Genomic DNA, 25,991 nt, shown 5'->3' with positions numbered 1-25,991 from the left:
GCTCATCCGACCGAGCTTCGCTCGGCCACCTTCTCCCACAAGGGGAGAAGGAAAGACGCGCTATCGCGAAAGCGTCGCGCGCAAATGATCCATGATCATGGCGACGCCCTTTTGCCCGAGCTCGGCCGAAGCGTCCTTGGCGGTCGCGGTGTACCAGCTCTTGTTGTCTTCGAAGTGACTGGCATCGACAGCTTCCGGGCATAGCGCCAGCATCAGCGAGGTCTCGCCGATGCCGGCATGGTCGAACGGATACTTGCCGTTCATTGCCGCCGACATCAGCGGATGCACCTGCACCCAGTTGAAGAAATTGCCGCCCTCGGCGTGCTGGGCATAATAGCCGGCCATCGCCTCCGAGCCCCACCAGCCCTCGCCCCGCTCCTTTTCGAGGAAGCGGAAGATCGCCTGCCGGCCGGCGGTCTTGAAGGCGAGATCGGTCGGCATGCCGGCGGCGAAATTCTCGGTCTGGTGGTGGATGATGGCGTGGATGTTGCGAAAGCCGATGCGCAGCAGGCTGTAGAACAGCTCTTCGCCGAACGACGCCAGCGCGTTGCCACCGACCTGCACCGAGCCGCTGCCTTCCGGCGCCGCCACGGCGTAGCTTGCCGCACCGTAGTAGAAGGGCGGCAGGATGACGATGTCGCGCTCCTTCTCGAACAGCTCCAGCGTCTTGATGACGGCCAGCGTGTCCATGCCGACGGCCATGTGCTCGCCATGGTATTCGAGCACGCCGAGGGGCAAGGCGACCGGCCAGTTCTCGGCGATCGCCTTGCGGATCTGGTGCGGCAGCATCAGTTCGTAGCGCATGATCTATTCCATGTTGGTGTGGCGGTCACGCATCGCTTCCGGCGACGCGCCGATCAATTCCCTGAGCTTCAGCACCATCACCTCGAACAGCAGGAACAGCGCCCCTTCGAACACCGAGCCCATCGGCAGCACCGACGTTTTCTCGGTCCCCTGGTCGTTGGCCATGGTCTGAGCGGGAATGAGCAGCGTGAAATCGGCGCGCTTTGCCGCACTGCTTTCGGCCTGGGCTGTCAGCAGCAGGTTCGTTGCGCCGGCACCGTGCGCGACCTGCATCAAGGTGAGCACGGTAGAGGTTTCTCCCGGCCCTGAACTGGCCAGGAAGACATCGCCGGGTCCCAGCGGCGGCGTGTTCATGTCGCCGACCACCGAGACCGGCAGGCCGAGATGATAGAGCCGCATGGCAAAGCCCTTGACCTGCAAGGCCTCGCGGCCGCAGCCATAGACGACGATTTGTCCGGCTCCTGCGAGCATCTTGCAGGCGGCGTCGATGCGGCTGCCGTCGACGCGTGCCAGCACGCTGCCGAGTTCGCCAAGCGCGGTCCTGAACGGATTTTCGCTGTTGTCGGTCACGGCGAACCTGGCATCGAAATCATCCCGGGGATTGTCGCTCTTGCTTCGACGAACAGCTTGATTTCGCTCATGCTAGCAACCGCGAAAATGCGTGTCCAACGATCCGCAACGCTTTTGCCGAGCCACAGGCATGATAGTGTCATGTCAGACAAATCAAGTGAGGCAGACAGCAGAATATGAAGACACGGCACTTCGACCGCATCGGCAATGGCGGCATCGCTTTTACCGAGCTCGGCTTCGGCACCGCGCCGCTCGGCAATCTCTACCGTGCCGTGTCGGACGAGGACGCTAACGCCACGCTGGAGGCCGCCTGGGCGACCGGCTGCCGCTACTACGACACCGCGCCGCTCTATGGGCTGGGCCTGTCGGAAACGCGGCTCAATCCGTTCCTGCGCTCCAAGAAGCGCGATGACTATGTGCTGTCGAGCAAGGTCGGCCGCATCATGCGCGCCTGCCCGCCGGAACAGCGCACCGGCATCGGCAAGTTCTTCGACACGCCGTCGCGCCGCGAGGTTTACGACTACAGCTATGACGGCGTCATGCGTTCGTTCGAAGCCTCGCTCGAGCGCCTCGGCGTAGACCGTATCGACATCCTCTTCGTGCATGATGTCGACATCTTCACCCATGGCAGCAAGGAAGCGGCCGACCGACGCATCGAGGAGTTCATGCGCTCGGGCTATTACGGGCTGCTGTCGCTGCGCGACCAGGGCGTGATCAAGGCGTTCGGTGGCGGCATCAATGAGTGGCAGGTTGCCCAGACGCTGGCCGAGCGCGGCGATTTCGACCTGTTCCTGCTTGCCGGGCGCTATACGCTGCTGGAACAGGAGGCGCTGGCGTCCTTCCTGCCGCTCTGCCAGGCGCGCGGCATCGGCATCGTCCTCGGCGGACCCTACAACTCCGGCATTCTGGCGACCGGGCCAAAGCCCGGCGCGTACTACAACTACTCCGAGGCGCCACAGGATATCATGGAGCGCGTCGCGCGCATCGACGCCGTCTGCAAGCGCCATGGCGTGCGGCTGATCGAGGCTGCCCTGCAATTCCCGCTGCAGCACCCTTCGGTGGTTTCGGTGATCCCCGGTGGCCAGCGGCCGAGCGAAGTCGAGAGCAACCGTTCGTTGCTCGATGCGAAACTGCCGGCGGCGCTCTGGGCCGATCTCAAGCAGGAAGGCCTGATGCGCGCCGAGGCGCCGACCGCATAGTTTGGTTCGGGCGCGCGCGACGCACATCCTCGGGCACAAAAAAGAAAAGCCGGGGCAAGCCCGGCTTTTCTGGTCGCGTGTACCGGCGTCGGGCACAAAAAAAGAAAAGCCGGGCAGGCCCGGCTTTTCTGGTCTCTGAAAAGAAAAAGTCGCTTAGTTGACCGCGTCCTTGAGGCCTTTGCCGGCCGAGAACTTCGGCACGGTACGCGCCGGGATCTGGACTTCGGCGCCTGTCTGCGGGTTGCGGCCCGTCGAAGCCGCACGCTTTGACACGGTGAAATTGCCAAAGCCGACAAGCCGGACATCGCCGCCCTTCTTCAGTTCGCCGGTGATCACGGAAAACACCGCGTCGACCGCCGACTGTGCGTCACCCTTCGAAATGCTCGCGGCGTCGGCGACAGCGGACACCAGTTCGTTCTTGTTCATAAAAATTCCCTTCCATGAGAACACCGGAACTTACGACTCATCCGGCAGGAAACGGACTTTAGAAAGAAGCGTTCCCGCAACCAAGTCGAAATGCCCAAGAAAAAGCGGAAAAAGCCCGGAATTCCGGGGTTTTTCACATGAAAAAGCCGGGCGCGAAGCCCGGCTCTCTGTTTGTGCACTGCAACCTTAGCGAAAACTTACGCATGACCCCGAAAACCGTAGCCGGTTTTCGGAAGGGACCATGCGCAAGTCCCGAGTGTCAGAGCGTCCTTGGCGCGTCCAGGTGGACGCGCGCCGCCGCTCTAATGTGCAAGCGTCTTGCCGGCATCATCCGCGGTGTCGGTCGTCGCCGGCGGATTGACAGGTTCGACCCACTCGATCGGCTCCGGCATACGCACCAGCGCGTGGCGCAACACCTCACCGACCCGCGAGACCGGAATGATCTCCATACCGTTCTTCACGTTGTCCGGAATCTCCGCCAGGTCCTTGGCGTTGTCTTCCGGGATCAGCACCTTCTTGATGCCGCCGCGCAATGCGGCAAGCAGCTTCTCCTTGAGGCCACCGATCGGCAGCACCCTGCCGCGCAGCGTGATCTCGCCGGTCATCGCCACATCGGCCTTGATCGGAATGCCGGTCAGCACCGAGATGATCGCGGTCGCCATCGCCACGCCGGCCGACGGTCCATCCTTGGGCGTCGCACCTTCCGGCACGTGCACGTGGATGTCACGCTTGTCGAACAGCGGCGGCTCGATGCCGAAATCGATGGCGCGCGAGCGGACATATGAGGCCGCCGCCGAAATCGATTCCTTCATCACGTCGCGCAGGTTGCCGGTCACCGTCATGCGGCCCTTGCCGGGCATCATGACACCTTCGACCGTCAGCAGCTCGCCGCCGACTTCCGTCCAGGCAAGCCCGGTAACGACACCGACCTGATCGTCGGCCTCGACCTGGCCGAAGCGGAAGCGCGGAACACCGAGGTAGTCGGCGAGGTTCGCCGCCGTGATGTTGACCGTCTTCTTCTTCGTCTTCAGGATCTCGGTCACCGCCTTGCGCCCAAGCTTCATCAGCTCGCGCTCCAGACTTCTGACGCCCGCTTCACGGGTGTAGGTCTGGATGATGGCGCGGATCGCGTCCTCGCCGACGGAGAACTCCTTCGGCTGCAGGGCATGGTCGCGCACCACCTTCGGCATCAGGTGCCGCTTGGCGATCTCGATCTTCTCGTCCTCGGTGTAGCCGGCGATACGGATGATCTCCATGCGGTCCATCAAGGGCGCAGGGATGTTCAGCGTGTTCGCCGTCGTCACGAACATCACGCTCGACAGGTCGTATTCGACCTCGAGGTAATGGTCCATGAACGTCGAGTTCTGTTCCGGATCGAGCACCTCGAGCAGCGCCGACGACGGATCGCCACGGAAGTCCTGGCCCATCTTGTCGATCTCGTCGAGCAGGAAGAGCGGGTTGGACTTCTTCGCCTTCTTCATCGACTGGATGACCTTGCCGGGCATCGAGCCGATATAGGTGCGCCGATGGCCACGGATCTCGGCCTCGTCACGCACGCCGCCGAGCGCCATACGGATGAATTCGCGACCGGTCGCCTTGGCGATCGACTTGCCGAGCGAGGTCTTGCCGACGCCGGGAGGGCCGACGAGGCACAGGATCGGCCCCTTCAGCTTCTTCTGGCGGCTTTGCACGGCAAGGTACTCGACGATGCGGTCCTTGACCTTGTCGAGACCGAAATGATCGGTGTCGAGCACGTTCTGCGCGAAAGCCAGGTCCTGCTTGACCTTGGAGTTCTTGCCCCACGGGATCGACAGGATCCAGTCGAGATAGTTGCGCACGACGGTCGATTCCGCCGACATCGGCGACATCGTCCGGAGCTTCTTCAACTCGGCTTCCGCCTTTTCGCGGGCCTCCTTGGAGAGCTTGGTCTTCTTGATGCGCGCCTCGATCTCGGCAGCCTCGTCGCGGCCGTCCTCGCCTTCGCCGAGCTCCTTCTGGATCGCCTTCATCTGCTCGTTGAGGTAGTATTCGCGCTGTGTCTTCTCCATCTGGCGCTTGACGCGCGAACGGATGCGCTTCTCCACCTGCAGGACGGAGATTTCGGCTTCCATGAAGCCCATCGCCTTTTCCAGCCGCTCCTTGACCGAGAGCGTGGCCAGCATTTCCTGCTTCTCAGGAATCTTGATGGCGAGATGCGACGCGACCGTGTCGGCGAGCTTGGAATAGTCGTCGATCTGGCTGGCGGCACCCACCACTTCTGGCGAGATCTTCTTGTTCAGCTTGACGTAGTTCTCGAAGTCGGTGACCACCGAGCGAGCCAGCGCCTCAACCTCGACCTCTTCCTCTTCCGGCTCGACCAGCGCCGTGGCGCGGGCCTCGTGGAAGTCGGGGCGGTCGGTGAACGAGACGATTTTCGCGCGCGAGGCGCCTTCGACCAGAACCTTGACGGTGCCGTCGGGCAGCTTCAGCAATTGCAGCACATTGGCGAGCGTGCCGATGTCGAAGATGGCATCGGGCTCGGGATCGTCGTCGGCGGCATTCATCTGGGTGGCGAGCAGGATCTGCTTCTCCTGACCCATCACCTCTTCCAGCGCCTTGATCGACTTTTCACGCCCGACGAAGAGCGGAACGATCATGTGCGGGAACACCACGATGTCGCGCAGTGGGAGGACTGCGAAGACGCCGTCGCTGGGAGCCTTGGATATTTTGGCCATTGTCCAACCTTTCATGTCGCGGCCGCCAATCAGCCAACCGCGAATCTCATATTAACGACCGGGGATCGTTCCGCCTACCACCGTTTATGACGGGAGTTTTACAGCACAGAAATCGGGCACCTCGGCCTTCTCCAGTTAGTTGGATGCACGATCCACAAAGATCAAGGGGCCCGTACAAATCCGCTCCTCCAACTTACCCGCAAGTGACAGATTTGCGACGGCGAGACCGGGCACAGCCGCAAAACCCTGCGTGACAGCAAAACGGCGCCTTGCGGCGCCGTTTCAAAATTCCGCTGTGGGCTCATGTCAGGCGCTGACATTGCCCTTCTTTTCCTTCTGCTCGGAGTAGATATAGAGCGGCCGGGCACTACCGGTAACCACCTCTTCCGAAATAACCACTTCGCGCACGCCTTCGAGCGCGGGCAGTTCGAACATCGTGTCGAGCAGGATCGCTTCCATGATCGAGCGCAGGCCGCGCGCGCCGGTCTTGCGCTCGATGGCGCGCTTGGCGATCGCCGACAGGGCGTTCTCGTGGAAGGTCAGGTCGACATTCTCCATCTCGAACAGCCGCTGATACTGCTTGACCAGCGCGTTCTTCGGCTCGGTCAGGATCTGGATCAGCGCCGGCTCGTCGAGGTCCTCCAGTGTTGCCAGGACCGGCAGACGGCCGACAAATTCGGGGATAAGACCGAATTTCAAGAGATCCTCGGGCTCTACCAGGCGGAAGACATCGCCGGTGCGGCGATCCTCGGGCGAAGCGACGATGGCGCCGAAGCCGATCGAGGTTTTCCGGCCGCGATCCGAGATGATCTTGTCCAGCCCGGCGAAAGCGCCGCCGCAGATGAACAGGATGTTGGCGGTGTCGACCTGCAGGAATTCCTGCTGTGGGTGCTTCCTGCCGCCCTGCGGCGGCACGGAGGCGACGGTGCCTTCCATGATCTTCAGCAGCGCCTGCTGCACGCCCTCGCCCGACACGTCGCGGGTGATCGAGGGATTGTCGGACTTGCGCGAAATCTTGTCGATCTCGTCAATGTAGACGATGCCGCGCTGAGCCCGCTCGACATTGTAGTCGGCCGACTGCAACAGCTTGAGGATGATGTTTTCGACATCCTCGCCGACATAGCCGGCTTCGGTCAGTGTCGTCGCGTCAGCCATGGTGAAGGGCACGTCGATGATGCGGGCCAGCGTCTGGGCCAGCAGCGTCTTGCCGCAGCCGGTCGGGCCGATCAGCAGGATGTTCGATTTGGCCAGTTCGACATCGTTGTTCTTGCCGGCATGCGCGAGGCGCTTGTAGTGGTTGTGGACGGCCACCGACAGCACGCGCTTGGCGTAGGGCTGGCCGATGACATAGTCGTCGAGAACCTTGAGGATCTCCTGCGGTGTCGGCACGCCCTCGCGCGACTTCACCATCGAGGTCTTGTTCTCCTCGCGGATGATGTCCATGCAGAGCTCGACGCACTCGTCGCAGATGAAGACCGTCGGACCGGCGATCAGCTTGCGCACTTCGTGCTGGCTTTTGCCGCAAAACGAGCAGTAGAGCGTATTCTTGGAATCGCCGCTGTTGTTGCCGACCTTGCTCATTTTCATGTCCTTTCATGGCCGCCCGCCGATGGTCTGGCTGAAAGGGCGCATACTCTCATCTATCGCGGGAATCCGCCGCCGCCAGTGTCCGGCTCCTGCAACGCATTCCGTACGAAACACAAATCAGAAAACGTGGCAATGATTCGCGACAGCCCCGCATAAAGCTAAGCCGCCGAAACTCAACATAGCCTTAACGTAGGCAATCCTGGCCCCCGAGGGAACAGGCAATTGTGGCTGAAATGCCGCAAGACACGCCAAAAGCGCGTGATGCCGCCATCCAACTGCCAACTAGCCCTTATGCCACAACGCCTTCTACCGGCTCGCGCGACGAAATGACCTTGTCGATGAGGCCGAAATCCCTGGCTTCGTCGGCGGTCATGAAATGGTCGCGGTCGAGCGTCTTTTCGATCTCTTCGTAGCTCTTGCCGGTGTGCTTGACGTAGACCTCGTTGAGGCGACGCTTCAGCTTGATGATGTCCTGGGCATGGCGCTCGATGTCGGACGCCTGGCCCTGGAAGCCGCCGGAAGGCTGGTGAACCATGATGCGGGCGTTCGGCGTGGCGAAGCGCATGTCCTTGTGGCCGGCGGTCAAAAGCAGCGACCCCATCGAGGCCGCCTGGCCGATGCAGAGCGTCGACACTGCCGGCTTGATGAACTGCATGGTGTCGTAGATCGCCATGCCCGAGGTGACGACGCCGCCCGGCGAGTTGATATAGAGGTTGATTTCCTTCTTCGGATTCTCGGCTTCCAGGAACAAAAGCTGCGCGCAGACCAGCGTCGCCATGCCGTCCTCGACCGGACCGGTGATGAAAATGATGCGCTCCTTGAGGAGGCGCGAGAAAATGTCGTAGGCCCGCTCGCCGCGATTGGTCTGTTCGACCACCATCGGAACGAGGTTCATGTAGGTTTCGACGGGGTTCTTCATTAGTTATCTCTTATCTCGCGGTGGGATTCCGGCGCCGGGAAGGCTGGCAGATCGGGCAGAATCGGTTCTGGATCGTCATTCCGTAAATAGGATGCCGGCTCATCCTTGTGCAAGGCCGACCCGTCCTAGCCATCTGGGTAAGTCGAATCAAGGTTATTCACGGGAATCATCGACCCGTGTCGTCATCGTTTGGCGATGTCATCACCATTCGTTTGGCGATGTCATCACCATTCGTAGCAATTTCTTAACCGCATTGCTTAACGAAATACGGCAAATCCCCCTTTTACCCGACGCTGCTTCCCCTACAATCCAACGTTGAACCGTCTTCGTACCGTTCAACAGGGGGAGTGTCATGTTCAGGAAAACCGCATGCTTCGCCATTGCCGGGCTGACCGTGCTCGGCACGATTTCGCAAACGGCGGCCGGCGGCCGCGCCGTCGAATGCTATGAACCGGTCCGCACGCCTGATGTCTACGACACCGTCTACGAAGACGTGCTGGTCAGCCCGCCCGGCCAGCAGGTCGACTATGTTCCGGCCATCTATGGCACCCGCGAACGCGTGGTGATGACGGTTCCGGCGCAAGTGACCTACGAGGTCGTGCCCGCCCTCACCCGCACCGTCTACCATACGGTCCAGATCGATGATGGCGGCTATTCCTGGGAATGGCGCGTCATCCATGGCCGCAAGGTGCTGTGCAAGGTCTGGCACAAGGCGCGCTACGGGCGTGTCGCCGAGACCGTGGTGATCCAGCCCGAACGCACACGGCGTGTCGTCACCCCGGCGCAGTATGACAGCATCGCCGAGGAGGTTCTGGTGCAGCCGGAGCAAAGGCGCATCATCAATGTTCCCGCCTCTTACCGGACGGTGGCGCGGCGCGTGCTGGTCCGCGAGGGTTCATCCGGTTGGCGGCGCGTGCATATTCCCAGGCACTGCAATGGATAGTCTTGGCTGGATCGTCATCGCCTTTGGTGCGGCTGCGGCTTATCTCTTCCTGCGACACGACCTGTACGACGCGGCGGTGCTAAAATGGAAAAGCCCATCTGGACCCGATGGATACTACGCTTATGCGGCGTTCTTCGGTTTTCTAACGATCGCAGCAGTGGCGCTTTTCTTTTACGCCTCCGGCTAGCGCGCTGTCTTACGAGGGTCCGTTCAGGCCACCTCCGCTCGCAGCCATGCCTTCAGGCCGGCGATATCGCCGTCACCAATGGCAGCCGCAACGCGCCGGCCTACCGCCGCGCCGAACTTGTAGCCATGGCCGGAGCAGGCCGAGACGATCAGGCATCTGCCCTTCTCATGCACCAGGAACTTCTCGTCGGCGGTGAAGGTGTAGGCGCAGGTGACCACCTCAGTGACCTTGTACTCATCGATGCGGGCGATCGGCGGCGAAAACAGGTTGCGGATCGCCTCGCCCTCGCCCGGCACCGGCTCCCGGTTCCAGTCGGCGTCGCTGGTCGGCACCCTGTGCAGTCCGGAACCGAATTTCATGCCGGCGCCGCCGGAAGGCGGGATCACGTGGCCGTCGACCGTGCCGCCGATATCGAGGACGACCGGTGCTGCCTGCCAGGCGGCCTTTAGGTCGGCCGGCGGTTCGACATAGGCAAGTGCCGTTCGATAGGTCTTCAACTCGCCGTCCAGTTCCGGGAAGAGTTTCAACACCCAGGCGCCGGCAGCGACGACGATGCGGTCGGCCTGCATGGTTTCGCCGCTTTCGAGCACGATGTGGCCGGTTTCCTCGTCGATTTCGACGACCTTGCTGTTCTCGTAGACATTGGCGCCATTGGTCCGCAGCCATTTGGCCAGGCCGGAAGCGATCTTGCGGCAGTGCAGCGCGCCGCCTTCGGTCGAAAAATAGGCATAGCGGAACGAGCCAGCCTCAAGAAACGGCCAGCGTTGCGCGGCTACATCCGGCGCCAGCAATTCGAAAGGGAAATTCCCCTCCTCCAGGCCCTCGCGGTATTCCTCGGCCTCGTCGCCCGGCGCGCGCGAAATGCAGACAAAACCTCTGGGATCGAGGTGGCTTTCGCCGAGATCGGCCCACATCTCGTCCCAGGCCTGATAGGCTTCGGTGATCAGCCGGCCATAGCCGGTACCGGCCCGATAGGCACGGCGGATGATGCGATGGTGGTCGCCTGATGCCGCCCGCGGGTTGGGGATCGGTCCCTGCTCGACGATCGAAACGCTGTGGCCGGCCTTGACCAGCGACCACGCGGTGGAAAGACCGGCAATGCCCGCGCCGACAACGATCACATTCATCATGTCAGTCTTTCCGCAGCCATATGGCTGGCTCAACGCATTGGGCTATCGGGCGCAACATACGGTCTGGAACCGGGCTGGCAAGCCGCGCTATTGGTCTGGCATGACTAAATCGACGCCACCTTATCTGGCCTTTGATCCAGCCACCCGCCACCTGCGGCTCGACCCGCACGAGCCGGCCTTTTTTCAAAATCCTTACGAGGCCTACGCCTTTCTGCACGGCGCCTCGAATGCAATGTTCTGGGAAGAGTTCGGCTTCTGGTGCTTTGGCTGCTTCGACGACGTCAACCGGCTGCTGCGCGATCGTCGCTTCGGCCGCCAGAACCCGGCCGGCATTCCAGACAGGCGCGGTGTCGGCCAGGACCGCGGTCATCTCAGGGCATTCGACGGCATCGAGGCCAATTCGATGCTGGAGTTGGAGCCACCGGTGCACACGCGGCTGAGAACGCTGGTCAACCGCGCCTTCGTCTCGCGGCAGGTCGAACGGCTGCGGCCACGCGTCGAAGCGCTCGCCAACGAGTTGATCGACCGTTTCGAACCGGGCAAGGCTGTCGACCTCCTGCCGGCCTTCGCGGCGCCGCTGCCGATCACCATCATTGCAGAAATGCTCGGCGTGCCGGTCGAGATGGGGCCGCAACTGCTCGACTGGTCGCACCAGATGGTCGCCATGTACATGCATAGCCGCACGCGCGAAACCGAGGAGACGGCCAACCGCGCCGCAGGCGATTTTGCCGATTTCCTGCGCAGCCATGTCACCGAGCGGCGCAAGAACCCCGGTGACGACCTGCTGTCGCTGCTGATCTCGGCACAGGAGGACGGCCAGAAACTGTCGGAGGACGAGATGGTATCCTCGGCAATCCTGCTGCTCAATGCCGGCCATGAAGCGACCGTGCATCAGACCGGCAATGCCGTGCGCTCGATCCTGTCGCAAGGCGGCGATCCCCGTCGCTGCTTCGGCTCACCCGAAGCCACCGCGGCGACAGTCGAGGAATGCCTGCGCTTCGACGCGCCACTGCACATGTTCACGCGCTACGCCTATCAGGAGCTCGAAGTCGCGCCCGGCATCGTCGTACAGCCGGGCCAGACGATCGGGCTGCTGCTCGGCATGGCCAATCACGACCCGCGCGCCTTCGCCGAACCGCTCGCCTTCAACCCGGACCGCGCCGACCAGAAGAACGTATCCTTCGGCGCCGGCATCCATTTCTGCATCGGTGCGCCGCTGGCCCGGCTCGAATTGCAGGTGTCGCTGAAAACCTTGTTCGACCGGCAGCCAAAGCTGCATCTTGCCGAACCGCCCCGCTTCCGCGACACTTACCACTTCCATGGGCTGGAAACGCTCGCCGTCGGCTTCTGACGATCGCGGGCCTGGGGCTGCGACATGAGGGTGTTTTCGAGAACGGCGACGGCGTTCGCAGTGGCAATGCTTTGCGCGGGCCTGGGGGCGGCGCACGCCCAGCAACAGCCGGAGAACATCCCGTGGGAAAATAGCGTGGCGATCGCCCAGAAAATGGCGGCCGGCCTGCTGGAGCGGCAGACCGGAGCCAAGGATCCCCACCGCCATCCTTTGCGGTCGAGGTCGATCTCAACCTCGACGGCTTTCCCGAGATCTTCGCCTATCGCTATGCGCCGGGCTGCGACGGCATCCATTGCGGCAACTTCCTTTTCGTCCTCGAAGGCGACAGCTACCAGGAAGTCCTCGGCGACATTCCCGGTGCAAGGCTGGTGCCGCAGGACAAGATCGGGCTCAGCGCCTTCAAACGAAACGGTTTTCTCGACATCCAGACCGACCAGATGATGATCGGTTGGGACGGAAAGCGCTATGTCGACGCCTCTACGTTTCCTGCCTCGTCGCTCGATGGCGCCGCCTTCATGGCGGCCTGCCAGAAAAGCAGATCCAACGAGCAGCCGGCGGAGGGTGAAGCGGAACGCGTGAGCGCTGAATGCCAATGCCGGTTCAGCCGGTTTCAGGTGACCGGCTTCACGCAGCCCGATCTCGATATGTACACCGCATCGCTGGGCGAGAATTTCGAATATCCGACGGGCGCGAAAGAGATTGCCTGGCAGGCGCTTCTGAAAAATGCCGAGGACGTCAGCACCGGCTGCGATGTCGCCAGCGGCAAGAGCCAATGGCCGCCGGCCTACTTCAATCATGGCGACCAGCCGCAGCAGAAGTTGAATTTCGACAGCTTTCTCGATGCCTGTCCGGCACAGGACTTCATCCTCACCAACCACAAAATTGGCTCACCGGATCGAGCGCTCAGCCTTTGCGGCTGCCTTGCGCGCGAAATGCCCACCCAGGGCATCAGCCAAGAGGGGCTCGATCTGGTGGCGCAGTATTATCGAAACGAGATTTCTGACGCCGATATCGAGGCAGAGGACGCCAATGCCCTGACCTTCCACGACAAGGCATCGGAGGCCTGCCTTGGCCAGTTCCCGGCGAAATAGGATGGCGACGGTTTGCCCAAACATCTGGCCGAGTTGAAATTCGCCTTCCTCGAAGAGCCGCCATTCTGCTTCACCGGTGCATCGGGCGAGGTCTCAGGCTGTGACGTCGAGCTTGCGCGCAGGCTCGGCGAGAAGCTCGGATTGGCGGGCTTCAAGCCAATCGGAACCGAATTCGCTGAATTGCTGCCAGGGCTGGTCGAGGGCCGCTGGACCATGACGACCGGCCTGTTCGTCTCCGAAGAGCGCCAGCAGCTTGTCGACTTCACACGGCCGATCTGGGCGTTGCAGGACGGATTGCTGGTCGCGAAAGACAATCCGCGCGGCTTTGGCGGCTACCAGTCCATTGCCAGGGACCGGACGGCTTTGCTTGGCGTCATTACCGACCAGGTGCAGCATCTCACGGCGTTGTACAACGGGATTGCGCCGGAGCAGATCAGGATGTTTGCAACCCAGGCCGATGCGGCGGACGCAGTGGCCAACGGCGTGGTGCATGCCTATGCCAGCGTTGCGATGGCGCATCGAGGCTATCTGACCCAGCGGTCCGAAATGCCGCTTGGCCTTGTCGAGGTCCCGGCCAGCGAAAAACAGCCATCGGCCGGTGCCTTCGCAATCGCCAAGGGCAACCGCGCCCTGCTCAGGGACATCGATGCTTGCCTCGATGAATTGCTGGGCGGTGACTGGCACCGGCAGATGATGGCGCGATACGGATTTTCGGACAGCGATATCGATCGCGTCGCCTGACCCCGGCCTGGACGCCTGTTTTTATGCATGTCGTTCCCCCAAAACCGGGGCCACTTTTGGGCGACATGCATTAGAGCTTGATCACATACTCCTTGCGGGTCGTTTCAAGCACTTCCCAGCTGCCCTTGAAGCCGGGCCTGAGCACAAAGCTGTCGCCGGCCTTGACGGTGCGCGCCGCACCGCCTTCTTCGGCGATCACCGAAACGCCGGACAGGATGTGGCAGAATTCCCATTCGTCATAGACGATGCGCCATTTGCCCGGGGTCGATTCCCAGATGCCGGCATAGAGGCCACCGTCACGCTCCTCGACGTTCCAGGTGCGGAATTTCGGATCGCCCGAGATCAGCCGATCCGGCGCCGGCGCGCCAGATTCGGGTTCGACGTTTTTGATGTCGACGGAAAGAAACGCGGTCATGATCGATCAGACCTTGGCAAGCGCCTGTTCGAGGTCGGCAACGATGTCGTTGACGTCCTCGATGCCGATGGAAAGCCGCACAGTGTCCGGACCGGCTCCGGCCTTGATCTTCTGCTCGTCGGAAAGCTGGCGGTGCGTGGTCGAGGCCGGGTGGATGACCAGCGACTTGGTGTCGCCGACATTTGCGAGGTGCGAAAACAGTTCCAGCGCCTCGACGAATTTGACGCCGGCGTCATAGCCGCCCTTGAGGCCGAAGGTGAACACGGCGCCGGCGCCTTGCGGCGAGTACTTCTTCTGCAGCGCGTGGTTCTTGTCTGAGGGCAGGCCGGGATAATTCACCGAGGCGACCTTGGGATGATTGGACAGCCAGGCGGCGACGGTCACGGCATTGTCGCAGTGGCGTTGCATGCGCAGCGGCAAGGTTTCCAGGCCGGTCAGGATCAGGAAGGCGTTGAACGGCGAAATCGCCGGGCCGAGATCGCGCAGGCCAAGCACGCGTGCGGCAATGGCGAAAGCGAAATTGCCGAACGTTTCGTGCAGGATAAGGCCGCCATATTCGGGGCGCGGTTCCGACAGCATCGGGTACTTGCCCGACTTGGACCAGTCGAAGGTGCCGCCGTCGACGATGGCGCCACCGATCGAATTGCCGTGACCGCCGATGAATTTGGTCAGCGAATGGACGACGATGTCGGCGCCGTGCTCGATCGGGCGGATCAGGTAGGGCGAGGCCAGCGTGTTGTCGACGATGAGCGGCAGGCCGTGCTTGCGCGCGATGTCGCCGATCTTCTCGATATCGACAAAGGTGCCGCCCGGATTGGCGAGGCTCTCGATGAAGATCGCCTTGGTCCTGTCGTCGATCTGGCTCTCGAAGGTCGAGATGTCATTGGTGTCGGCCCAACGCACCTCCCAGCCATAATTCTTGAAGGCGTGGCCGAACTGGTTGATCGAGCCGCCATAAAGCTTGTTGGCGGCGACGAAATTGTCGCCCGGCTGCATCAGATTGTGGAACACGATCACTTGCGCGGCATGGCCGGAGGCGACCGCAAGTGCTGCCGTGCCGCCCTCGAGGGCCGCCATGCGTTCCTCCAGCACTGCCTGCGTCGGGTTCATGATGCGGGTGTAGATATTGCCGAAGGCCTTGAGCCCGAACAGCGAGGCGGCATGATCGGCATCGTCGAAGACGAAGGAGGTCGTCTGGTAGATCGGCGTGGCCCGGGCGCCGGTGGCCGGGTCAGGCTTGGCGCCGGCATGGACGGCGAGCGTGTTGAAACCGGGCGTGCGGGTCATCGAAACCTCCCTTTTTTGAAACTCTTGAAATGGACGGGCATTCTTGGCGAAGCCCGGGCGCGAATGCAAAGAAGAAAATGCCCTTCGGCGAACGATCTGCGGCCGGGACGCGAGAAAATACACGGCCTTGCGGAATAATTTTTGCTTCTAAGGCGTGCCGCGTTTGAAGGACTTTATCCGACGCGCCTTAGAGGCTCCTTTTTTGGTGCATGTCGTTGTCCCAAAACCGCTGCGCACTTTTGGGCGACATGCATCATTTCTGGCGAACGCCGAAACTCTGGAACCCGGGGCGCATCAGCGGCTTCTTCGATGACAGCACGCCGGAATTGACACCAGTCCAACCGATCTCGCCGGACAGCTTGCCATATTCGATCTTGGGGCAGCGGTTCATCACCACCTTGATGCCGGCGGCCTCGGCGCGTGCGGCTGTCTCGTCATGGCGTACGCCAAGCTGCATCCAGAGGACTTTCGGCAAGGGTTCGAGCCGCAACACCTCATCGACAATGCCCGGCACTGCCGACGCCGCGCGAAAGATGTCGACCATGTCGATCGGTTCGGGAACATCGGCCAGCCTGGCATAGGTCATACGGCCGAGGATTTGCTTGCCGGCCTTGCCAGGGTTGATCGGAAACACCGAAAACCCCTTGGCCAGCAGATATTTCAGCACGAAATAGCTTGGCCGCACGTCATTGGCGGACGCGCCGACCATGGCGATAGTCTTCACCGAATTGAGGATGCCGGCGATGTAGGTGTTGTCGTAACTATCGTGGTTCATGCGGCTTCCTGCGGTAGTGATAGCGGTAAAGTTCACGGCTGAACCCAAGCGAAGCATAGAGCGCGCGGCCTGGCGCATTGTCGGCCACCACTTGCAGGCATGCCGCGTCAGCACCCGCCCGTCGCGCCCAGTCGATCAGACCGCCGACCGTCTTGCGGCCCAAGCCTTGCTGCCTGAAGCGGCCGTCGGTTTCAACCGATTCCACCACAAGCAGCCCGTTGCTGATGACGCCATAGGCCAGGGCGGCAATTTCGCTGTCGCGTTCACAAGACACGAACGCCCGGTCGCCGGCGATCAGCCCCGTCATCTCGCGAAAGACCCGGCGATCGATGTCGTCGTAGGCGCCCATGCGAAACCGCGCTGCGAGCCAGTCTTCGCCGGGCACCGGCGATACAGTGACGCGCCCGTCGCGGATCTCCGCCAGGTCGTCGATACCGGCATAAAGATGGATGGTTCCGTCTTCGGGCTGATAACCGCGATGGTCGAGTGCGGCTTCGAGCTCGTCAGCGATATCAGGCACCCGAAACAGCGGCGTCTGGTCGTGGCCGACATAGAAGGACTCGGCGGCGTCGATGACCTTGTCGGGTGCACCGCGCTTGCCACGCAAGGGATTGACCGAGTTTGCGCGCCGGGTCCGGCCACCGGAGCGCCTGAGAAGCCAGCCGTCGACGACGGTTTCGGCCGCTGCCGGCCAGGCTTCGTGGCACGCCTGTTCGCTGCGCCAGTTGAGATCGTCGTCATTGGCGATCACGCATCATCCTCCCTCAGCGCCCCTCCATAAGGGCCTGCGAAATCGTGGCAGCGAAACAGCGGCAGGTTCCACGGATATTTTCCCCCACCCGCGCCGGGTCAAGCAGGATGCGCTTGAGATAGGGTGCCTTGAGCCGCGTCAGCTGCTTGCGACAAGCCATTAATCGGGCAGCGAAATCGTGCCGTCCTCCGCGATCGGGAAGGCTGGATTGTGCGCCACTTCCCAGACATGCCCATCGGCATCGGCGAAATAACCGTACCAGCCGCCCCAGAAGGCGCGACTTGCTGGCTTGACGATGCGACCGCCGGCTTTTTCCGCCATGGCGAGAACCACGTCGACTTCGGCATTGGAGCGCGTGTTGTAAGCGAGGTAGACGGCGGACGGCGCCCCAGTGAAGGCAACGCCCGAATCCTCCTCTGCGCTGGCGCGCGGGAACAGGCCGAGAATGGCGCCGCCCATCTGGAAAAAGGCGACACCGTCGGTGATGCCGGCATGGCGGGTCAGGCCCATCGCCTCGTAGAAGCGCACGGCGCGGTCGAGATCGTCCGTCGCGATGGTGATGATGGAGATGCGCGGTTCCACGATTACTCGTCCGTCCATTGCGGCCTGCGCTTGCCGATGAAGGCGCCAATGCCCTCCTCCGCGTCGCGCGCCAGCATGTTCTCGACCATGATCGCGCCGGTATAGGCATAGGCGTCGGCCAGTCCCATCTCGGCCTGCGCGTAAAAGGCCTCCTTGCCGGTTTTGACCACCAAAGATGATTTGGAAGCAATGGTTTGCGCGTATTTGGTGACAATCTGATTCAGATATTCGCGTGGCACGACGCGGTTGACCAGGCCGAATTCCTTGGCGGTTGCCGCATCGATCGTCTCGCCGGTCAGCAGCATCTCCATCGCGTGCTTGCGCGAGACGTTCCGCGACAGCGCCACCATCGGCGTCGAGCAGAACAGGCCGATGTTGACGCCCGGGGTGCAGAAGGTCGCCTCATGCGACGCAATCGCCAGGTCGCAGCTGGCGACCAGTTGCAGCCCGGCGGCGGTGGCAAGGCCGTCAACCTCGGCGATGACCGGCAAGGGATGACGCACGATCGCCTGCATCAGCGTGGCACACGCCGCAAACGTCTCTGCGAAGAAGGCCTTGCCATGATCGGCGTCGGCACGGCGCGCCGTCATTTCCTTGAGATCATGGCCGGCGCAGAACACCTTGCCGGCTGCCGAAAGAACGATGACGCGAACCGCCTTGTCGGCCTTGGCGCGCTCGAGTTCCGCCGTCAGCGCCGCCATCACCGCCAGCGACAGAGCGTTGGCGGGCGGATTGGCAAGAGTGAGGCGCAGCACGCCCTTGTCCAGTTGTGCGACAACCGGACCTTCAACGACGGCAAGCTTGATGGCAAGGATTTCAGCCATGGTCGTTTCTCCGCGATTCTGGATCATGGTTGCATGCTTCAAATCTAGTACGCCATCACGCTTCGTCCAACACCATCAAACAAATTGCTGGCACAAGCGACAAGGCTGCCCTGCATTTGTCCCTATGGCTTAGGATTGTCATCAATGACGGCTGAAACGGTGTTGCCAGAATGCCTGGCCGCGTTCAAACAGGCGCAACATGAGGGAGACCGCCATGCCCGCCCAGAGCAATCTCAAGCCGGTGCTGACCGCGGCGGAAGTCAACGCGCTGATGGGAAGCGTCTATCCCCAGCTCAACGACCAGTTCAAACACTACGAGGCGATCGACGTGTTTGCGGGCGGTTGCATCGTGCGGCTCAATGCCGACGAGCGGCACCTGCGCCCTGGCGGCACGGTGTCGGGTCCGTCGCTGTTCACGCTGGCCGATATCGGCGGCTATGTCTGCGTGCTCTCTCATGCCGGGCCGGACGCGCTTTCCGTTACAGTCAACCTCGACATCAACTTCGTCCGCAAGGCCGAGGCCGGACCGATCGATGGCCATTGCCGTATCCTGAAGCTGGGAAAGAGCCTGATGGTGTTCGACATCGACATCGTCGCCGGCCCGGACGGACATACGGTGGCCCATGCCACCGGCACCTATTCGATCCCGCCGAAGCGAAATGGTGGTGTGGTAAAATAATACCTTTTACCCAAATCGTTGTTTCTGCTATACTTTTCCTGCTATCGGCCCTTTTGATGGCCTTGACGCGACAACTGCCCTCGCCTATAAGCCCTCACGAAGCAGCGGCCCGCAAAGGCCGCCGTTTTGTTATTGGCGGCGGGCAAGCGTCTCATCGCCAATCCAAGCAACAAGAAACGCCTTCCCTCGTGAAGGTCCGAACCGAAAGCAGAAAACATGACAACCTTTTCGCAGAAGCCTGCGGATGTGGTGAAGAAGTGGATCCTGATCGACGCCGAGGGTCTCGTCGTCGGCCGTCTCGCCACTGTCATCGCCAATCATCTTCGCGGCAAGCACAAGCCGACCTTCACCCCGCATGTCGACGACGGCGACAACGTCATCGTCATCAATGCCGACAAGGTGGTGTTCACCGGCAAGAAGTTCACTGACAAGGTCTATTACTGGCACACCGGCCACCCCGGCGGCATCAAGGAGCGCACCGCGCGCCAGCTGCTTGAGGGTCGTTTCCCCGAGCGTGTCGTCGAGAAGGCCGTTGAGCGCATGGTCCCGCGTGGCCCGCTCGGCCGTCGGCAGATGAAGAACCTGCGCGTCTATGCAGGTGCAGAGCATCCGCATGTCGCCCAGCAGCCCGAAGTTCTCGACGTGGCCAAGCTGAATTCCAAGAACAAGAAGGTCGCATAAGATGGCTGAGCTTTCCTCGCTCGCAGAACTGGGCGCCGCCACCGGCAACACCAATACGCAGGCCGCGGCACCCGTCCATGTCCAGAAGCTCGACAAGTCGGGCCGCGCCTACGCCACCGGCAAGCGCAAGAACGCCATCGCGCGTGTCTGGGTGAAGCCGGGTTCCGGCAAGATCATAGTCAACGACAAGGAATTCGCGACCTATTTCGCGCGTCCGGTCCTGCAGATGATCCTCAACCAGCCGATCATCGCCTCCAACCGCTCGGGCCAGTACGACATCGTTGCCACCGTCATCGGCGGCGGCCTCTCGGGCCAGGCCGGCGCGGTGCGCCACGGCATCTCCAAGGCGCTGACCTACTACGAGCCGGCGCTGCGCGCCGTGCTCAAGAAGGGCGGCTTCCTGACCCGCGACAGCCGCGTCGTCGAGCGCAAGAAGTACGGCAAGGCGAAAGCCCGCCGCAGCTTCCAGTTCTCGAAGCGCTAAGCGCTCCGCAGTTTTGCCAATCGAAAAGGCCGCCTTCGGGCGGCCTTTTTGTTTTGCGGCTCCGCCATCACCCCACCCGCGCCTTCGGCGCGACCTCCCCATCAAGGGGAGGTAGAAGAGCGCGGCACCCTACCTCCCCTCGATGGGGAGGTCGGCGCGTAGCGCCAGGTGGGGTGACGGCGCCAACGCAATTCATGCTGGCGCAGGTCTCAGGGTCTGCCGGCCTTGATATAGTCGATGAACGCCCGCAGCGGGGCCGGCACGAGGCGGCGGCCCGGATAATAGAGAAACGGCCCGGAAAAGCTCTGCCACCACGGTTCGAGAATGGGTTCAAGCGCGCCGCCTTCGAAGTGCGGGCGAAGCCAGCCCTCGAAGAGGCCGACGATGCCGGTGCCGGCGATGGCCGCATCGACGGCCAGATCGGTCGCCCCGCCGATCCGCACGATCAGCGGCCCCGTCGGATCGATCCGTACCACTTCGCCATCGCGCTCGAATTCCCATGGCAGCATCGCGCCGCTGGCAAAGCGGCCGCGTACACAGGCGTGGCCGAGCAGGTCGCTCGGATGTTGCGGCCGCCCATGGCGATCGAGATAGACAGGGCTGGCGGCGGTGGCGAAACGCTGCACGCGCGGTCCAATCGGCACCGCGATCATGTCCTGTTCCAGCCGCTCGTCGTAGCGGATGCCGGCGTCGCACCCGGCCGCCAGCACGTCGACAAAGTTCTCATCGGCGATCACCTCCAGCCGGATGCCGGGAAAGGCGGCGAGGAAGCCCGGAACAATGCCGGGCAATATCAGCCGGGCGGCGCTGACCGGCACATTGAGACGCAACGAGCCCGCCGGCCTGTCGCGAAAGCCATTCACCACGTCGAGGGCGGCCTCCACCTCCGACAGAGCCGGACCGAGCCTCTCCAGCAGGCTGAGACCGGCCTCGGTCGGGACAACGCTGCGCGTGGTGCGGTTGAACAGCCTGACGCCGAGCTGCGCTTCCAGGCGACGCACCGCCTCGCTCAAGCCAGAGGCGCTGCCGCCACTGGCGCGCGCACCATCGCGAAAGCCCCCGGCGCGCGCCACCACCACGAAGGCGTTCAGGTCACTGAGATCCATCATTGTTCGCAATTCCGTACAGCCTGTGTGGATTGTACCTGATTATCACAAGATTGAGCAGCACCTATCTTCGCCTCCTCAAAGGAGTTCAATCATGTCCACTATCCAACAGGCCGGCACCTTCACCCTTGGCAGCCACACCGTGAAGCGGCTCGGCTACGGGGCCATGCAGCTCGCCGGGCCCGGTGTGTTCGGGCCGCCCAAGGACCATGACGCGGCAGTGGCCGTGCTGCGCGAAGCCGTTCTGCAAGGCGTCGATCACATCGACACCAGCGACTTCTATGGCCCGCACCTGACCAACCTGCTGATCCGCGAGGCGCTGGCCCCCTACCCCAAGGATCTCGTCATCGTCACCAAGATCGGCGCCCGGCGGGGCACGGATGGATCATGGCTGTCGGCCTTTTCCGCCGAAGCACTGACCCAGGCCGTGCACGACAATCTGCACAATCTCGGCCTCGATGTGCTCGACGTGGTCAACCTGCGGATCATGTTCGATACCCATGGTCCCGCCGAAGGGTCGATCGAAGCGCCGCTCACCGTTCTGGCCGAGCTTCAACAGCAGGGCCTGGTCAGGCACATCGGACTGAGCAACGTGACGTCGGCGCAAATCAAGGAAGGACGTGGGATCACCGAGATCGTCTGCGTGCAGAACCAGTACAATCTGGCGCATCGCGGCGACGACGCCCTGATCGACGACCTCGCCCGTGACGGCATCGCCTATGTGCCGTTCTTCCCGCTCGGCGGCTTCAACCCGCTGCAATCGTCCACCTTGTCGGCGGTCGCCGCGCGCCTCGGCGCCACCCCGATGCAGGTCGCGCTCGCCTGGCTGCTGCACCGCGCGCCCAACATCCTGCTGATCCCCGGCACGTCTTCGGTCGGGCATCTGCGGGAAAACCTCGCGGCGGCCGAACTTGCGCTTTCGGAGGATACGCTCAGGGCGTTGGACGGCATAGCGAGCGTCGCCTCGGTTTGACCATGCGACGCCCACCTGGCGACAGCAGTATTCGACCAATGGCCCAAAAAAGGTCGCCTGCGGGCGGCCTTTTCATTGGGCATTCTTATCCAGAGGAATGGTCGGCACCCCGGATGAACAGGAACGCACAGAGCGCCGAGCCGGCCACCGCAAGGGCCGAGGCCAGAAAGACCAGCCGCATTCCCTCGATCGTGCCCAGCGCCAACGCCGAGCCAAACAGCGCCACGCCGATGGCGCCACCGGACTGGCGCACGGTGTTGAGCACGCCGGACGCGGTTCCCGACATCTCCGTCGGCACGGCAGACAACAGCACCGTGGTCATGGCGGGAACGGCAAGGCCAATGCCGACGGGCAGGAACAGCAGGCGCCAGAGCAGCGACAGATAGGATGTATCGGCCCGGATCAGCGACATCAGGCCAAAACCGACCGCGCCGGTCAGCAGGCCGATCGCCATCGGCAATCGTGCGCCATGGTTTGCGGCGATGCGCCCGGCAGCGATGTTCGACACGGTGACCGCCGCCATGAACGGCAGGAAGGCGAGCCCGGTCATCTCAGGCGAAAAATGCCTTTCCTGCTGGAAATACAGACTGAGCATGAAGATCGTGCCGTAGAGCGTCAGGTTCACCACCAGCCCGACAAGGCTCGTCACCGCCGGCACGCGGCTGGCAAACAGGCCGAGGGGAAACATCGGCGCCCTCGTCCTGCTCTCGACCAGCAGGAAAACACTTCCGGCAACCGCCGCCAGCGATCAGTCCGCCGATGACTGGTGCCGAAGTCCAACCCGATGAGCCGGCTTCGATGAAGGAACCCGTCAGCGCGAACAGCGTCAGCACGACGAGGCCCTGCCCGGCCCAATCGATCGGCGGCCTCTCGGCCTTGAGCGGCGTTTCCTGAAGAAACCGGTAAGCCATCCAGATGGCGAGGACGCCGATGGGCAGGTTGACCAGGAAAATGCTTTCCCAGCCAAGCGACGTGACCATGAAGCCGCCGAGCACCGGCCCGGCCGACAGCGCGATGCCGCCTGCCGCTGTCCACAGGCCAACGGCGCGCGCCCGGCGTGCCTTGTCGGAGGCATAGGCGCGGTTGAGGAGCGCCAGCGAACACGGCATCAACAAGGCAGCGCCCGCGCCCTGCACGGCGCGTGCCGCGATCAGCACCCAGGCACTTTGCGCCAGGCCGCAGACCAGCGACGCAATGCTGAACAGCGCCATACCGCCGACGAAAACACGGCGGGCGCCGATCCTGTCGCCGAGCGCACCGCCCGCCAAAAGCAGCGAGGCGAAAGCAAGCGTATAGGCGTCCACGACCCATTGCAGGCCGCTGATGCCTACCACCAGCGCCGAGCCGATCCGGTTGAGCGCAACATTGACGATGGACACATCCAGCTGCACCACCACGAAGCCGAGACTGGTCGCGGCGACGGTTGAGGCATAGGCGAGATGGGCGGGACGGTTGAAAAGCGTGGTGTCGGACATGTCCCATGGATAGCGGCTTTTCACTGACACCGTTCCGTCAGCAGACGCACCCCTGCGACAACAACGCCGGGATCTCAGTGGCGGCAGATCAGTTGATGCTGGCGGTCGCGGCCGGCCCGATGCGCTCGCCCTGCCCGGCGTAAGGCACGCGGTAGCCATTCGCCGCCAGCCAGTCGATTGCCGCCTTCGGCTCGTCGGTCTGGATGATGGTGGCGCCGCGATCGGCCCAGAAGCCATATGTCTCGCGCGGCAGGCTGGCCTGGACCGCCAGCTCGTCGCCGCGGCCACCGGCGAGGAAGCCGCCCGGCTTGTTGACGATGGCGTAGGTGTCGGCCGAGATGTGCCAGTTGCCACGCACCGCGGCCGCGCGCATGCGCGTGCTGAACAGCGGCCCGCCGGTCTCGGTCAGCGTCTCGGCGCCTGCCCGCCAGTTGATCAGCTCGGTGGCGCGCGGCGAGAAGGCGTGGTCGACCGTCTCGGCGAAACCAGCATCATGCACGGCGTCGTCAGCAATGATCGGCATGAACTGGAAGCCGCCACCGATGGCATCCATGGCGGCCTTGACCGTGGCAATCCGGGTGGCGTTCCACAGGTTCTCCTTTGACGATGACCTGTTCGGCCATGCCGAGATCGCGAGCCACCGCAATCATGCCGGAGAGGTCGCCGACCTCGAGCTTGTTGTCGAGGTTGATGAGGATCCGGTCCCTGGTCGCCAGCAGCATCTCGCGCAGCGTCGAAACTGTTTCATTGGTGATGGCGCCGGTACCCTCAACCACCAGTCGGCAGGTCTTCAGTTCGGCCAGCGTGTACTTCACCACTTCGCCCTTGCAGGTCGTGGTGCGGTCGAGCCAGCTGTCATGCATGACGACGAACTCACCGTCCTTCGAGCGCCTGATGTCGACCTCGACGATTTCGGCGCCCATGGCGATCGAACCTTTGACGGCCGCGATCGAATTTTCCGCATAGAGCGTCTTGCCGGCCTGCATGCTGCCGGCGCGATGCGCGGCGATCATGACGTGGTCGCGCCACTGGTTGGCATGTTCGAAGCGGTCGAGGATCTGCCTGGCGCGGGTTTCTCCTGCCAATGATTGGCCAGAGGCGGCCGCAAGTGCCGCGCAAAGCAGAAGGCTCAGCCAGATGGTCCGCATCGAGAATCGCTCCTTGCCGGATCGAAACCCGGATAGGCGATGCCCGTGACAGCCCGGTGAACGAAGCCGGCTAGCAGATGTCTTGTTTGAGCATGATCTTTTCCGAGAACCGGCTTCCACTTTTCGGGATCATGCTCGCGTCAGATGCGTTTCGACAGCCGGCGGAACCACGCCATGGCCGGCATTTCGACGAAACGCCAGGTGATCCAGGAGGCGGCGATGGTGGCGACAAGCATGACGACGATCGCCACGGCCCCTGTCCAGCCGGCGCCGAAGCCGGTCGCCGGCTGGCCGCGCAACACGATGTCGTCGATCAGGCCGACGCCAAGCTTGCGCTCGACGAGCCCGGCGATGTTGATCATGCGTGCCTGGACGAAGATGTGGACCATGTAGATCGAATAGGACAGCGCGCCGAGCGTCAGCATGAACGGCGTCCTTAGCAGGGCACTGATCCAGCCGCCTTCATGCGCGAAGAGGAACAGCGCCAGCGCGAACACCAGGGGTGCCGCGATGCCAAAATCATTGTCGCCCGACAGCGAGACAAAAAGCACGATGACGGCGACCATGACGATCTCGGCAAGAGTCCAGGCCATGCGCGGGCCGTCCTTGGCCAAGGCCTGTCGCGCCCCTGCAATGGAATCATGCTGAAACCAGGCAAGCAATGCGCCCAGCGAGAAGCCGTACAGGCAGCGGATGAAGCCGAAATCGAAGGACACATCCATATGGTGGGTCGAGAAGCCAAGCAGGAACAGCGGCGCGGTGACGGCAGCGCCGACGAACCATATCCAGGCGAGCTCGCCGGCGACGAAGACCACGCCCGCAAACAGCAGATAGGCGAAGAACTCCGCCGAAATGCTCCAGCTTGGCGCATTCCAGGTCAGGTGATCCTCGAAGCCGACGCCTTGCAGCAAGAGAAGGTTGGCAAGCAGGCTCCTGAGGTCGAAGCCCCCGGTGAAGGGAGCAGGCCCGGTGCCATGCAGTTGCGGCAGCACCAGCCGCAGCAGCTCGAAGCCGGCAAAGGCGGCCAGCATGAGCAGGTGCAGCGGGTAGATGCGGCCGAAACGGACTAAGGCTTGTTGAGATTCAGGATTCCGCCTGAGATTGGATTGTGATTCAAGCTTTGGATGGAACGATTCGTGCTGACGGACG

28 protein-coding genes and 2 pseudogenes are annotated in these 25,991 nt (G+C 62.7%); 10 read left to right on the top strand and 20 right to left on the bottom strand.

Going from position 1 to position 25,991, the window contains the following annotated elements; translation table 11 throughout:
- Nucleotides 1–60: 60 nt before the first annotated feature.
- Both AC07FD_RS29320 and AC07FD_RS29315 read right to left on the bottom strand, forming a co-directional pair.
- A complete protein-coding gene (locus tag AC07FD_RS29320) occupies nt 61–804 on the bottom strand; it encodes a creatininase family protein (protein ID WP_478352676.1) in 744 nt (247 codons plus the stop codon).
- Nucleotides 805–807: 3 nt separating this feature from the next.
- On the bottom strand, nt 808–1,374 hold the full coding sequence (locus AC07FD_RS29315; protein WP_478352675.1) for an SIS domain-containing protein: 567 nt from the start codon (nt 1,372–1,374) through the stop codon (nt 808–810).
- Nucleotides 1,375–1,550: 176 nt separating this feature from the next.
- Here AC07FD_RS29315 and AC07FD_RS29310 point away from each other — a divergent pair, with 176 nt between their 5' ends.
- Nucleotides 1,551–2,573 carry an aldo/keto reductase gene (locus AC07FD_RS29310; protein WP_478352674.1) on the top strand — a complete coding sequence of 341 codons (1,023 nt, stop codon included), beginning with the start codon at nt 1,551–1,553 and terminating at the stop codon, nt 2,571–2,573.
- 153 nt (nt 2,574–2,726) lie between these two features.
- On the opposite strand, the gene AC07FD_RS29305 is transcribed toward AC07FD_RS29310, so the two are convergent.
- The 4 genes from AC07FD_RS29305 to clpP form a co-directional block, all read right to left on the bottom strand.
- Nucleotides 2,727–2,999, bottom strand: a complete 273-nt coding sequence (locus tag AC07FD_RS29305; RefSeq protein WP_023798342.1) for an HU family DNA-binding protein — start codon at nt 2,997–2,999, stop codon at nt 2,727–2,729.
- Nucleotides 3,000–3,301: 302 nt separating this feature from the next.
- Nucleotides 3,302–5,713: an endopeptidase La gene (gene lon / locus AC07FD_RS29300; RefSeq protein WP_184870800.1), complete on the bottom strand. Its 2,412-nt coding sequence runs from the start codon at nt 5,711–5,713 to the stop codon at nt 3,302–3,304.
- Nucleotides 5,714–6,019: 306 nt separating this feature from the next.
- The gene (clpX, locus tag AC07FD_RS29295; RefSeq protein WP_023759839.1) at nt 6,020–7,294 is read right to left on the bottom strand and encodes an ATP-dependent Clp protease ATP-binding subunit ClpX; all 1,275 of its coding nucleotides are present in this window, start codon (nt 7,292–7,294) and stop codon (nt 6,020–6,022) included.
- A 295-nt stretch (nt 7,295–7,589) separates the two neighbouring features.
- The gene (gene clpP, locus AC07FD_RS29290) at nt 7,590–8,219 is read right to left on the bottom strand and encodes an ATP-dependent Clp endopeptidase proteolytic subunit ClpP (protein ID WP_457155424.1); all 630 of its coding nucleotides are present in this window, start codon (nt 8,217–8,219) and stop codon (nt 7,590–7,592) included.
- A gap of 352 nt (nt 8,220–8,571) precedes the next feature.
- Here clpP and AC07FD_RS29285 point away from each other — a divergent pair, with 352 nt between their 5' ends.
- Together AC07FD_RS29285 and AC07FD_RS29280 are read left to right on the top strand one after the other, a co-directional pair.
- On the top strand, nt 8,572–9,162 hold the full coding sequence (locus AC07FD_RS29285) for a hypothetical protein (RefSeq protein WP_478352673.1): 591 nt from the start codon (nt 8,572–8,574) through the stop codon (nt 9,160–9,162).
- Complete coding sequence (locus AC07FD_RS29280) at nt 9,155–9,349, top strand: hypothetical protein (RefSeq protein ID WP_478352672.1); 195 nt, start codon at nt 9,155–9,157, stop codon at nt 9,347–9,349. The genes AC07FD_RS29285 and AC07FD_RS29280 overlap by 8 nt, the downstream gene beginning before the upstream one ends.
- Before the next feature lie 23 nt (nt 9,350–9,372).
- Here the strand turns inward: AC07FD_RS29280 and AC07FD_RS29275 are convergent, their stop codons facing one another.
- The gene (locus AC07FD_RS29275; protein WP_478352678.1) at nt 9,373–10,476 is read right to left on the bottom strand and encodes an NAD(P)/FAD-dependent oxidoreductase; all 1,104 of its coding nucleotides are present in this window, start codon (nt 10,474–10,476) and stop codon (nt 9,373–9,375) included.
- 103 nt (nt 10,477–10,579) lie between these two features.
- On the opposite strand from AC07FD_RS29275, the gene AC07FD_RS29270 reads away from it, so the two are divergent.
- Nucleotides 10,580–11,830: a cytochrome P450 gene (locus tag AC07FD_RS29270; protein ID WP_478352677.1), complete on the top strand. Its 1,251-nt coding sequence runs from the start codon at nt 10,580–10,582 to the stop codon at nt 11,828–11,830.
- On the opposite strand, the gene AC07FD_RS29265 is transcribed toward AC07FD_RS29270, so the two are convergent.
- Nucleotides 11,788–12,123 carry a hypothetical protein gene (locus AC07FD_RS29265; RefSeq protein WP_478352671.1) on the bottom strand — a complete coding sequence of 112 codons (336 nt, stop codon included), beginning with the start codon at nt 12,121–12,123 and terminating at the stop codon, nt 11,788–11,790. The two genes, AC07FD_RS29270 and AC07FD_RS29265, sit on opposite strands and share 43 nt — an antisense overlap.
- A gap of 75 nt (nt 12,124–12,198) precedes the next feature.
- Here AC07FD_RS29265 and AC07FD_RS29260 point away from each other — a divergent pair, with 75 nt between their 5' ends.
- Nucleotides 12,199–12,921, top strand: coding sequence for a hypothetical protein (locus AC07FD_RS29260; protein ID WP_478352670.1), 723 nt, complete (start codon nt 12,199–12,201; stop codon nt 12,919–12,921).
- A 12-nt stretch (nt 12,922–12,933) separates the two neighbouring features.
- Nucleotides 12,934–13,662 carry a transporter substrate-binding domain-containing protein gene (locus AC07FD_RS29255; protein WP_478352669.1) on the top strand — a complete coding sequence of 243 codons (729 nt, stop codon included), beginning with the start codon at nt 12,934–12,936 and terminating at the stop codon, nt 13,660–13,662.
- A 70-nt stretch (nt 13,663–13,732) separates the two neighbouring features.
- Here AC07FD_RS29255 and AC07FD_RS29250 read toward each other — a convergent pair whose 3' ends face one another.
- From AC07FD_RS29250 to AC07FD_RS29220, 7 genes and pseudogenes are all read right to left on the bottom strand, one after another.
- Nucleotides 13,733–14,077, bottom strand: a complete 345-nt coding sequence (locus AC07FD_RS29250) for a cupin domain-containing protein (protein ID WP_095081251.1) — start codon at nt 14,075–14,077, stop codon at nt 13,733–13,735.
- Between the two features lie 6 nt (nt 14,078–14,083).
- Nucleotides 14,084–15,364 carry an O-acetylhomoserine aminocarboxypropyltransferase gene (locus AC07FD_RS29245; RefSeq protein ID WP_478352668.1) on the bottom strand — a complete coding sequence of 427 codons (1,281 nt, stop codon included), beginning with the start codon at nt 15,362–15,364 and terminating at the stop codon, nt 14,084–14,086.
- 253 nt (nt 15,365–15,617) lie between these two features.
- Nucleotides 15,618–16,139 carry a CoA-binding protein gene (locus AC07FD_RS29240; RefSeq protein WP_478352667.1) on the bottom strand — a complete coding sequence of 174 codons (522 nt, stop codon included), beginning with the start codon at nt 16,137–16,139 and terminating at the stop codon, nt 15,618–15,620.
- Nucleotides 16,126–16,890, bottom strand: coding sequence for a GNAT family N-acetyltransferase (locus tag AC07FD_RS29235; RefSeq protein ID WP_478352666.1), 765 nt, complete (start codon nt 16,888–16,890; stop codon nt 16,126–16,128). The genes AC07FD_RS29240 and AC07FD_RS29235 overlap by 14 nt, the downstream gene beginning before the upstream one ends.
- A gap of 38 nt (nt 16,891–16,928) precedes the next feature.
- Nucleotides 16,929–17,050: pseudogene (locus AC07FD_RS29230) on the bottom strand (AAA family ATPase); the annotation flags it as partial.
- Nucleotides 17,050–17,472 carry a VOC family protein gene (locus tag AC07FD_RS29225; RefSeq protein ID WP_478352665.1) on the bottom strand — a complete coding sequence of 141 codons (423 nt, stop codon included), beginning with the start codon at nt 17,470–17,472 and terminating at the stop codon, nt 17,050–17,052. The gene AC07FD_RS29225 and the pseudogene AC07FD_RS29230, both read right to left, overlap by 1 nt.
- Nucleotides 17,473–17,474: 2 nt before the next feature.
- Complete coding sequence (locus AC07FD_RS29220) at nt 17,475–18,296, bottom strand: enoyl-CoA hydratase (RefSeq protein ID WP_478352664.1); 822 nt, start codon at nt 18,294–18,296, stop codon at nt 17,475–17,477.
- A gap of 214 nt (nt 18,297–18,510) precedes the next feature.
- On the opposite strand from AC07FD_RS29220, the gene AC07FD_RS29215 reads away from it, so the two are divergent.
- The 3 genes from AC07FD_RS29215 to rpsI all read left to right on the top strand — a co-directional run bounded on the left by AC07FD_RS29215 (nt 18,511) and on the right by rpsI (nt 20,140).
- Complete coding sequence (locus AC07FD_RS29215; protein ID WP_478352663.1) at nt 18,511–18,975, top strand: PaaI family thioesterase; 465 nt, start codon at nt 18,511–18,513, stop codon at nt 18,973–18,975.
- A 216-nt stretch (nt 18,976–19,191) separates the two neighbouring features.
- Nucleotides 19,192–19,656 carry a 50S ribosomal protein L13 gene (gene rplM, locus AC07FD_RS29210; protein WP_010915638.1) on the top strand — a complete coding sequence of 155 codons (465 nt, stop codon included), beginning with the start codon at nt 19,192–19,194 and terminating at the stop codon, nt 19,654–19,656.
- A 1-nt stretch (nt 19,657) separates the two neighbouring features.
- Nucleotides 19,658–20,140, top strand: a complete 483-nt coding sequence (rpsI, locus tag AC07FD_RS29205; protein ID WP_457152847.1) for a 30S ribosomal protein S9 — start codon at nt 19,658–19,660, stop codon at nt 20,138–20,140.
- Between the two features lie 209 nt (nt 20,141–20,349).
- On the opposite strand, the gene AC07FD_RS29200 is transcribed toward rpsI, so the two are convergent.
- Nucleotides 20,350–21,249, bottom strand: a complete 900-nt coding sequence (locus AC07FD_RS29200; RefSeq protein ID WP_478352662.1) for a LysR family transcriptional regulator — start codon at nt 21,247–21,249, stop codon at nt 20,350–20,352.
- Nucleotides 21,250–21,340: 91 nt separating this feature from the next.
- On the opposite strand from AC07FD_RS29200, the gene AC07FD_RS29195 reads away from it, so the two are divergent.
- Nucleotides 21,341–22,219: an aldo/keto reductase family oxidoreductase gene (locus tag AC07FD_RS29195; RefSeq protein WP_478352661.1), complete on the top strand. Its 879-nt coding sequence runs from the start codon at nt 21,341–21,343 to the stop codon at nt 22,217–22,219.
- A gap of 85 nt (nt 22,220–22,304) precedes the next feature.
- On the opposite strand, the gene AC07FD_RS29190 is transcribed toward AC07FD_RS29195, so the two are convergent.
- The 4 genes and pseudogenes from AC07FD_RS29190 to AC07FD_RS29175 all read right to left on the bottom strand — a co-directional run.
- Nucleotides 22,305–22,868 carry an MFS transporter gene (locus AC07FD_RS29190; RefSeq protein WP_478352660.1) on the bottom strand — a complete coding sequence of 188 codons (564 nt, stop codon included), beginning with the start codon at nt 22,866–22,868 and terminating at the stop codon, nt 22,305–22,307.
- Nucleotides 22,771–23,718, bottom strand: a complete 948-nt coding sequence (locus AC07FD_RS29185) for an MFS transporter (RefSeq protein ID WP_478352659.1) — start codon at nt 23,716–23,718, stop codon at nt 22,771–22,773. Before AC07FD_RS29185 ends, AC07FD_RS29190 begins: the two co-directional genes overlap by 98 nt.
- 64 nt (nt 23,719–23,782) lie before the next feature.
- Nucleotides 23,783–24,842: pseudogene (locus AC07FD_RS29180) on the bottom strand (glycerophosphodiester phosphodiesterase family protein).
- A 140-nt stretch (nt 24,843–24,982) separates the two neighbouring features.
- The coding region (locus AC07FD_RS29175) for an acyltransferase family protein (protein WP_478352658.1) at nt 24,983–25,991 on the bottom strand (1,009 nt) is incomplete at its 5' end.

The organism is Mesorhizobium waitakense (assembly GCF_056431085.1).
Note: the sequence above shows the minus strand (reverse complement) of the source record. Positions and strands in the feature narration are given on the sequence as shown.

Excerpts from the sequence above, each read along its gene's own strand:
- AC07FD_RS29320 (WP_478352676.1), bottom strand. The coding sequence starts at position 804 with ATGCGCTACGAACTGATGCTGCCGCACCAGATCCGCAAGGCGATCGCC.
- AC07FD_RS29310 (WP_478352674.1), top strand. The coding sequence starts at position 1,551 with ATGAAGACACGGCACTTCGACCGCATCGGCAATGGCGGCATCGCTTTT.
- AC07FD_RS29305 (WP_023798342.1), bottom strand. The coding sequence starts at position 2,999 with ATGAACAAGAACGAACTGGTGTCCGCTGTCGCCGACGCCGCGAGCATT.
- lon (WP_184870800.1), bottom strand. The coding sequence starts at position 5,713 with ATGGCCAAAATATCCAAGGCTCCCAGCGACGGCGTCTTCGCAGTCCTC.
- clpX (WP_023759839.1), bottom strand. The coding sequence starts at position 7,294 with ATGAGCAAGGTCGGCAACAACAGCGGCGATTCCAAGAATACGCTCTAC.
- clpP (WP_457155424.1), bottom strand. The coding sequence starts at position 8,219 with ATGAAGAACCCCGTCGAAACCTACATGAACCTCGTTCCGATGGTGGTC.
- AC07FD_RS29285 (WP_478352673.1), top strand. The coding sequence starts at position 8,572 with ATGTTCAGGAAAACCGCATGCTTCGCCATTGCCGGGCTGACCGTGCTC.
- AC07FD_RS29280 (WP_478352672.1), top strand. The coding sequence starts at position 9,155 with ATGGATAGTCTTGGCTGGATCGTCATCGCCTTTGGTGCGGCTGCGGCT.
- AC07FD_RS29275 (WP_478352678.1), bottom strand. The coding sequence starts at position 10,476 with ATGAATGTGATCGTTGTCGGCGCGGGCATTGCCGGTCTTTCCACCGCG.
- AC07FD_RS29270 (WP_478352677.1), top strand. The coding sequence starts at position 10,580 with ATGACTAAATCGACGCCACCTTATCTGGCCTTTGATCCAGCCACCCGC.
- AC07FD_RS29265 (WP_478352671.1), bottom strand. The coding sequence starts at position 12,123 with ATGGATGCCGTCGCAGCCCGGCGCATAGCGATAGGCGAAGATCTCGGG.
- AC07FD_RS29250 (WP_095081251.1), bottom strand. The coding sequence starts at position 14,077 with ATGACCGCGTTTCTTTCCGTCGACATCAAAAACGTCGAACCCGAATCT.
- AC07FD_RS29245 (WP_478352668.1), bottom strand. The coding sequence starts at position 15,364 with ATGACCCGCACGCCCGGTTTCAACACGCTCGCCGTCCATGCCGGCGCC.
- AC07FD_RS29240 (WP_478352667.1), bottom strand. The coding sequence starts at position 16,139 with ATGAACCACGATAGTTACGACAACACCTACATCGCCGGCATCCTCAAT.
- AC07FD_RS29220 (WP_478352664.1), bottom strand. The coding sequence starts at position 18,296 with ATGGCTGAAATCCTTGCCATCAAGCTTGCCGTCGTTGAAGGTCCGGTT.
- AC07FD_RS29215 (WP_478352663.1), top strand. The coding sequence starts at position 18,511 with ATGCCCGCCCAGAGCAATCTCAAGCCGGTGCTGACCGCGGCGGAAGTC.
- rplM (WP_010915638.1), top strand. The coding sequence starts at position 19,192 with ATGACAACCTTTTCGCAGAAGCCTGCGGATGTGGTGAAGAAGTGGATC.
- rpsI (WP_457152847.1), top strand. The coding sequence starts at position 19,658 with ATGGCTGAGCTTTCCTCGCTCGCAGAACTGGGCGCCGCCACCGGCAAC.
- AC07FD_RS29200 (WP_478352662.1), bottom strand. The coding sequence starts at position 21,249 with ATGATGGATCTCAGTGACCTGAACGCCTTCGTGGTGGTGGCGCGCGCC.
- AC07FD_RS29195 (WP_478352661.1), top strand. The coding sequence starts at position 21,341 with ATGTCCACTATCCAACAGGCCGGCACCTTCACCCTTGGCAGCCACACC.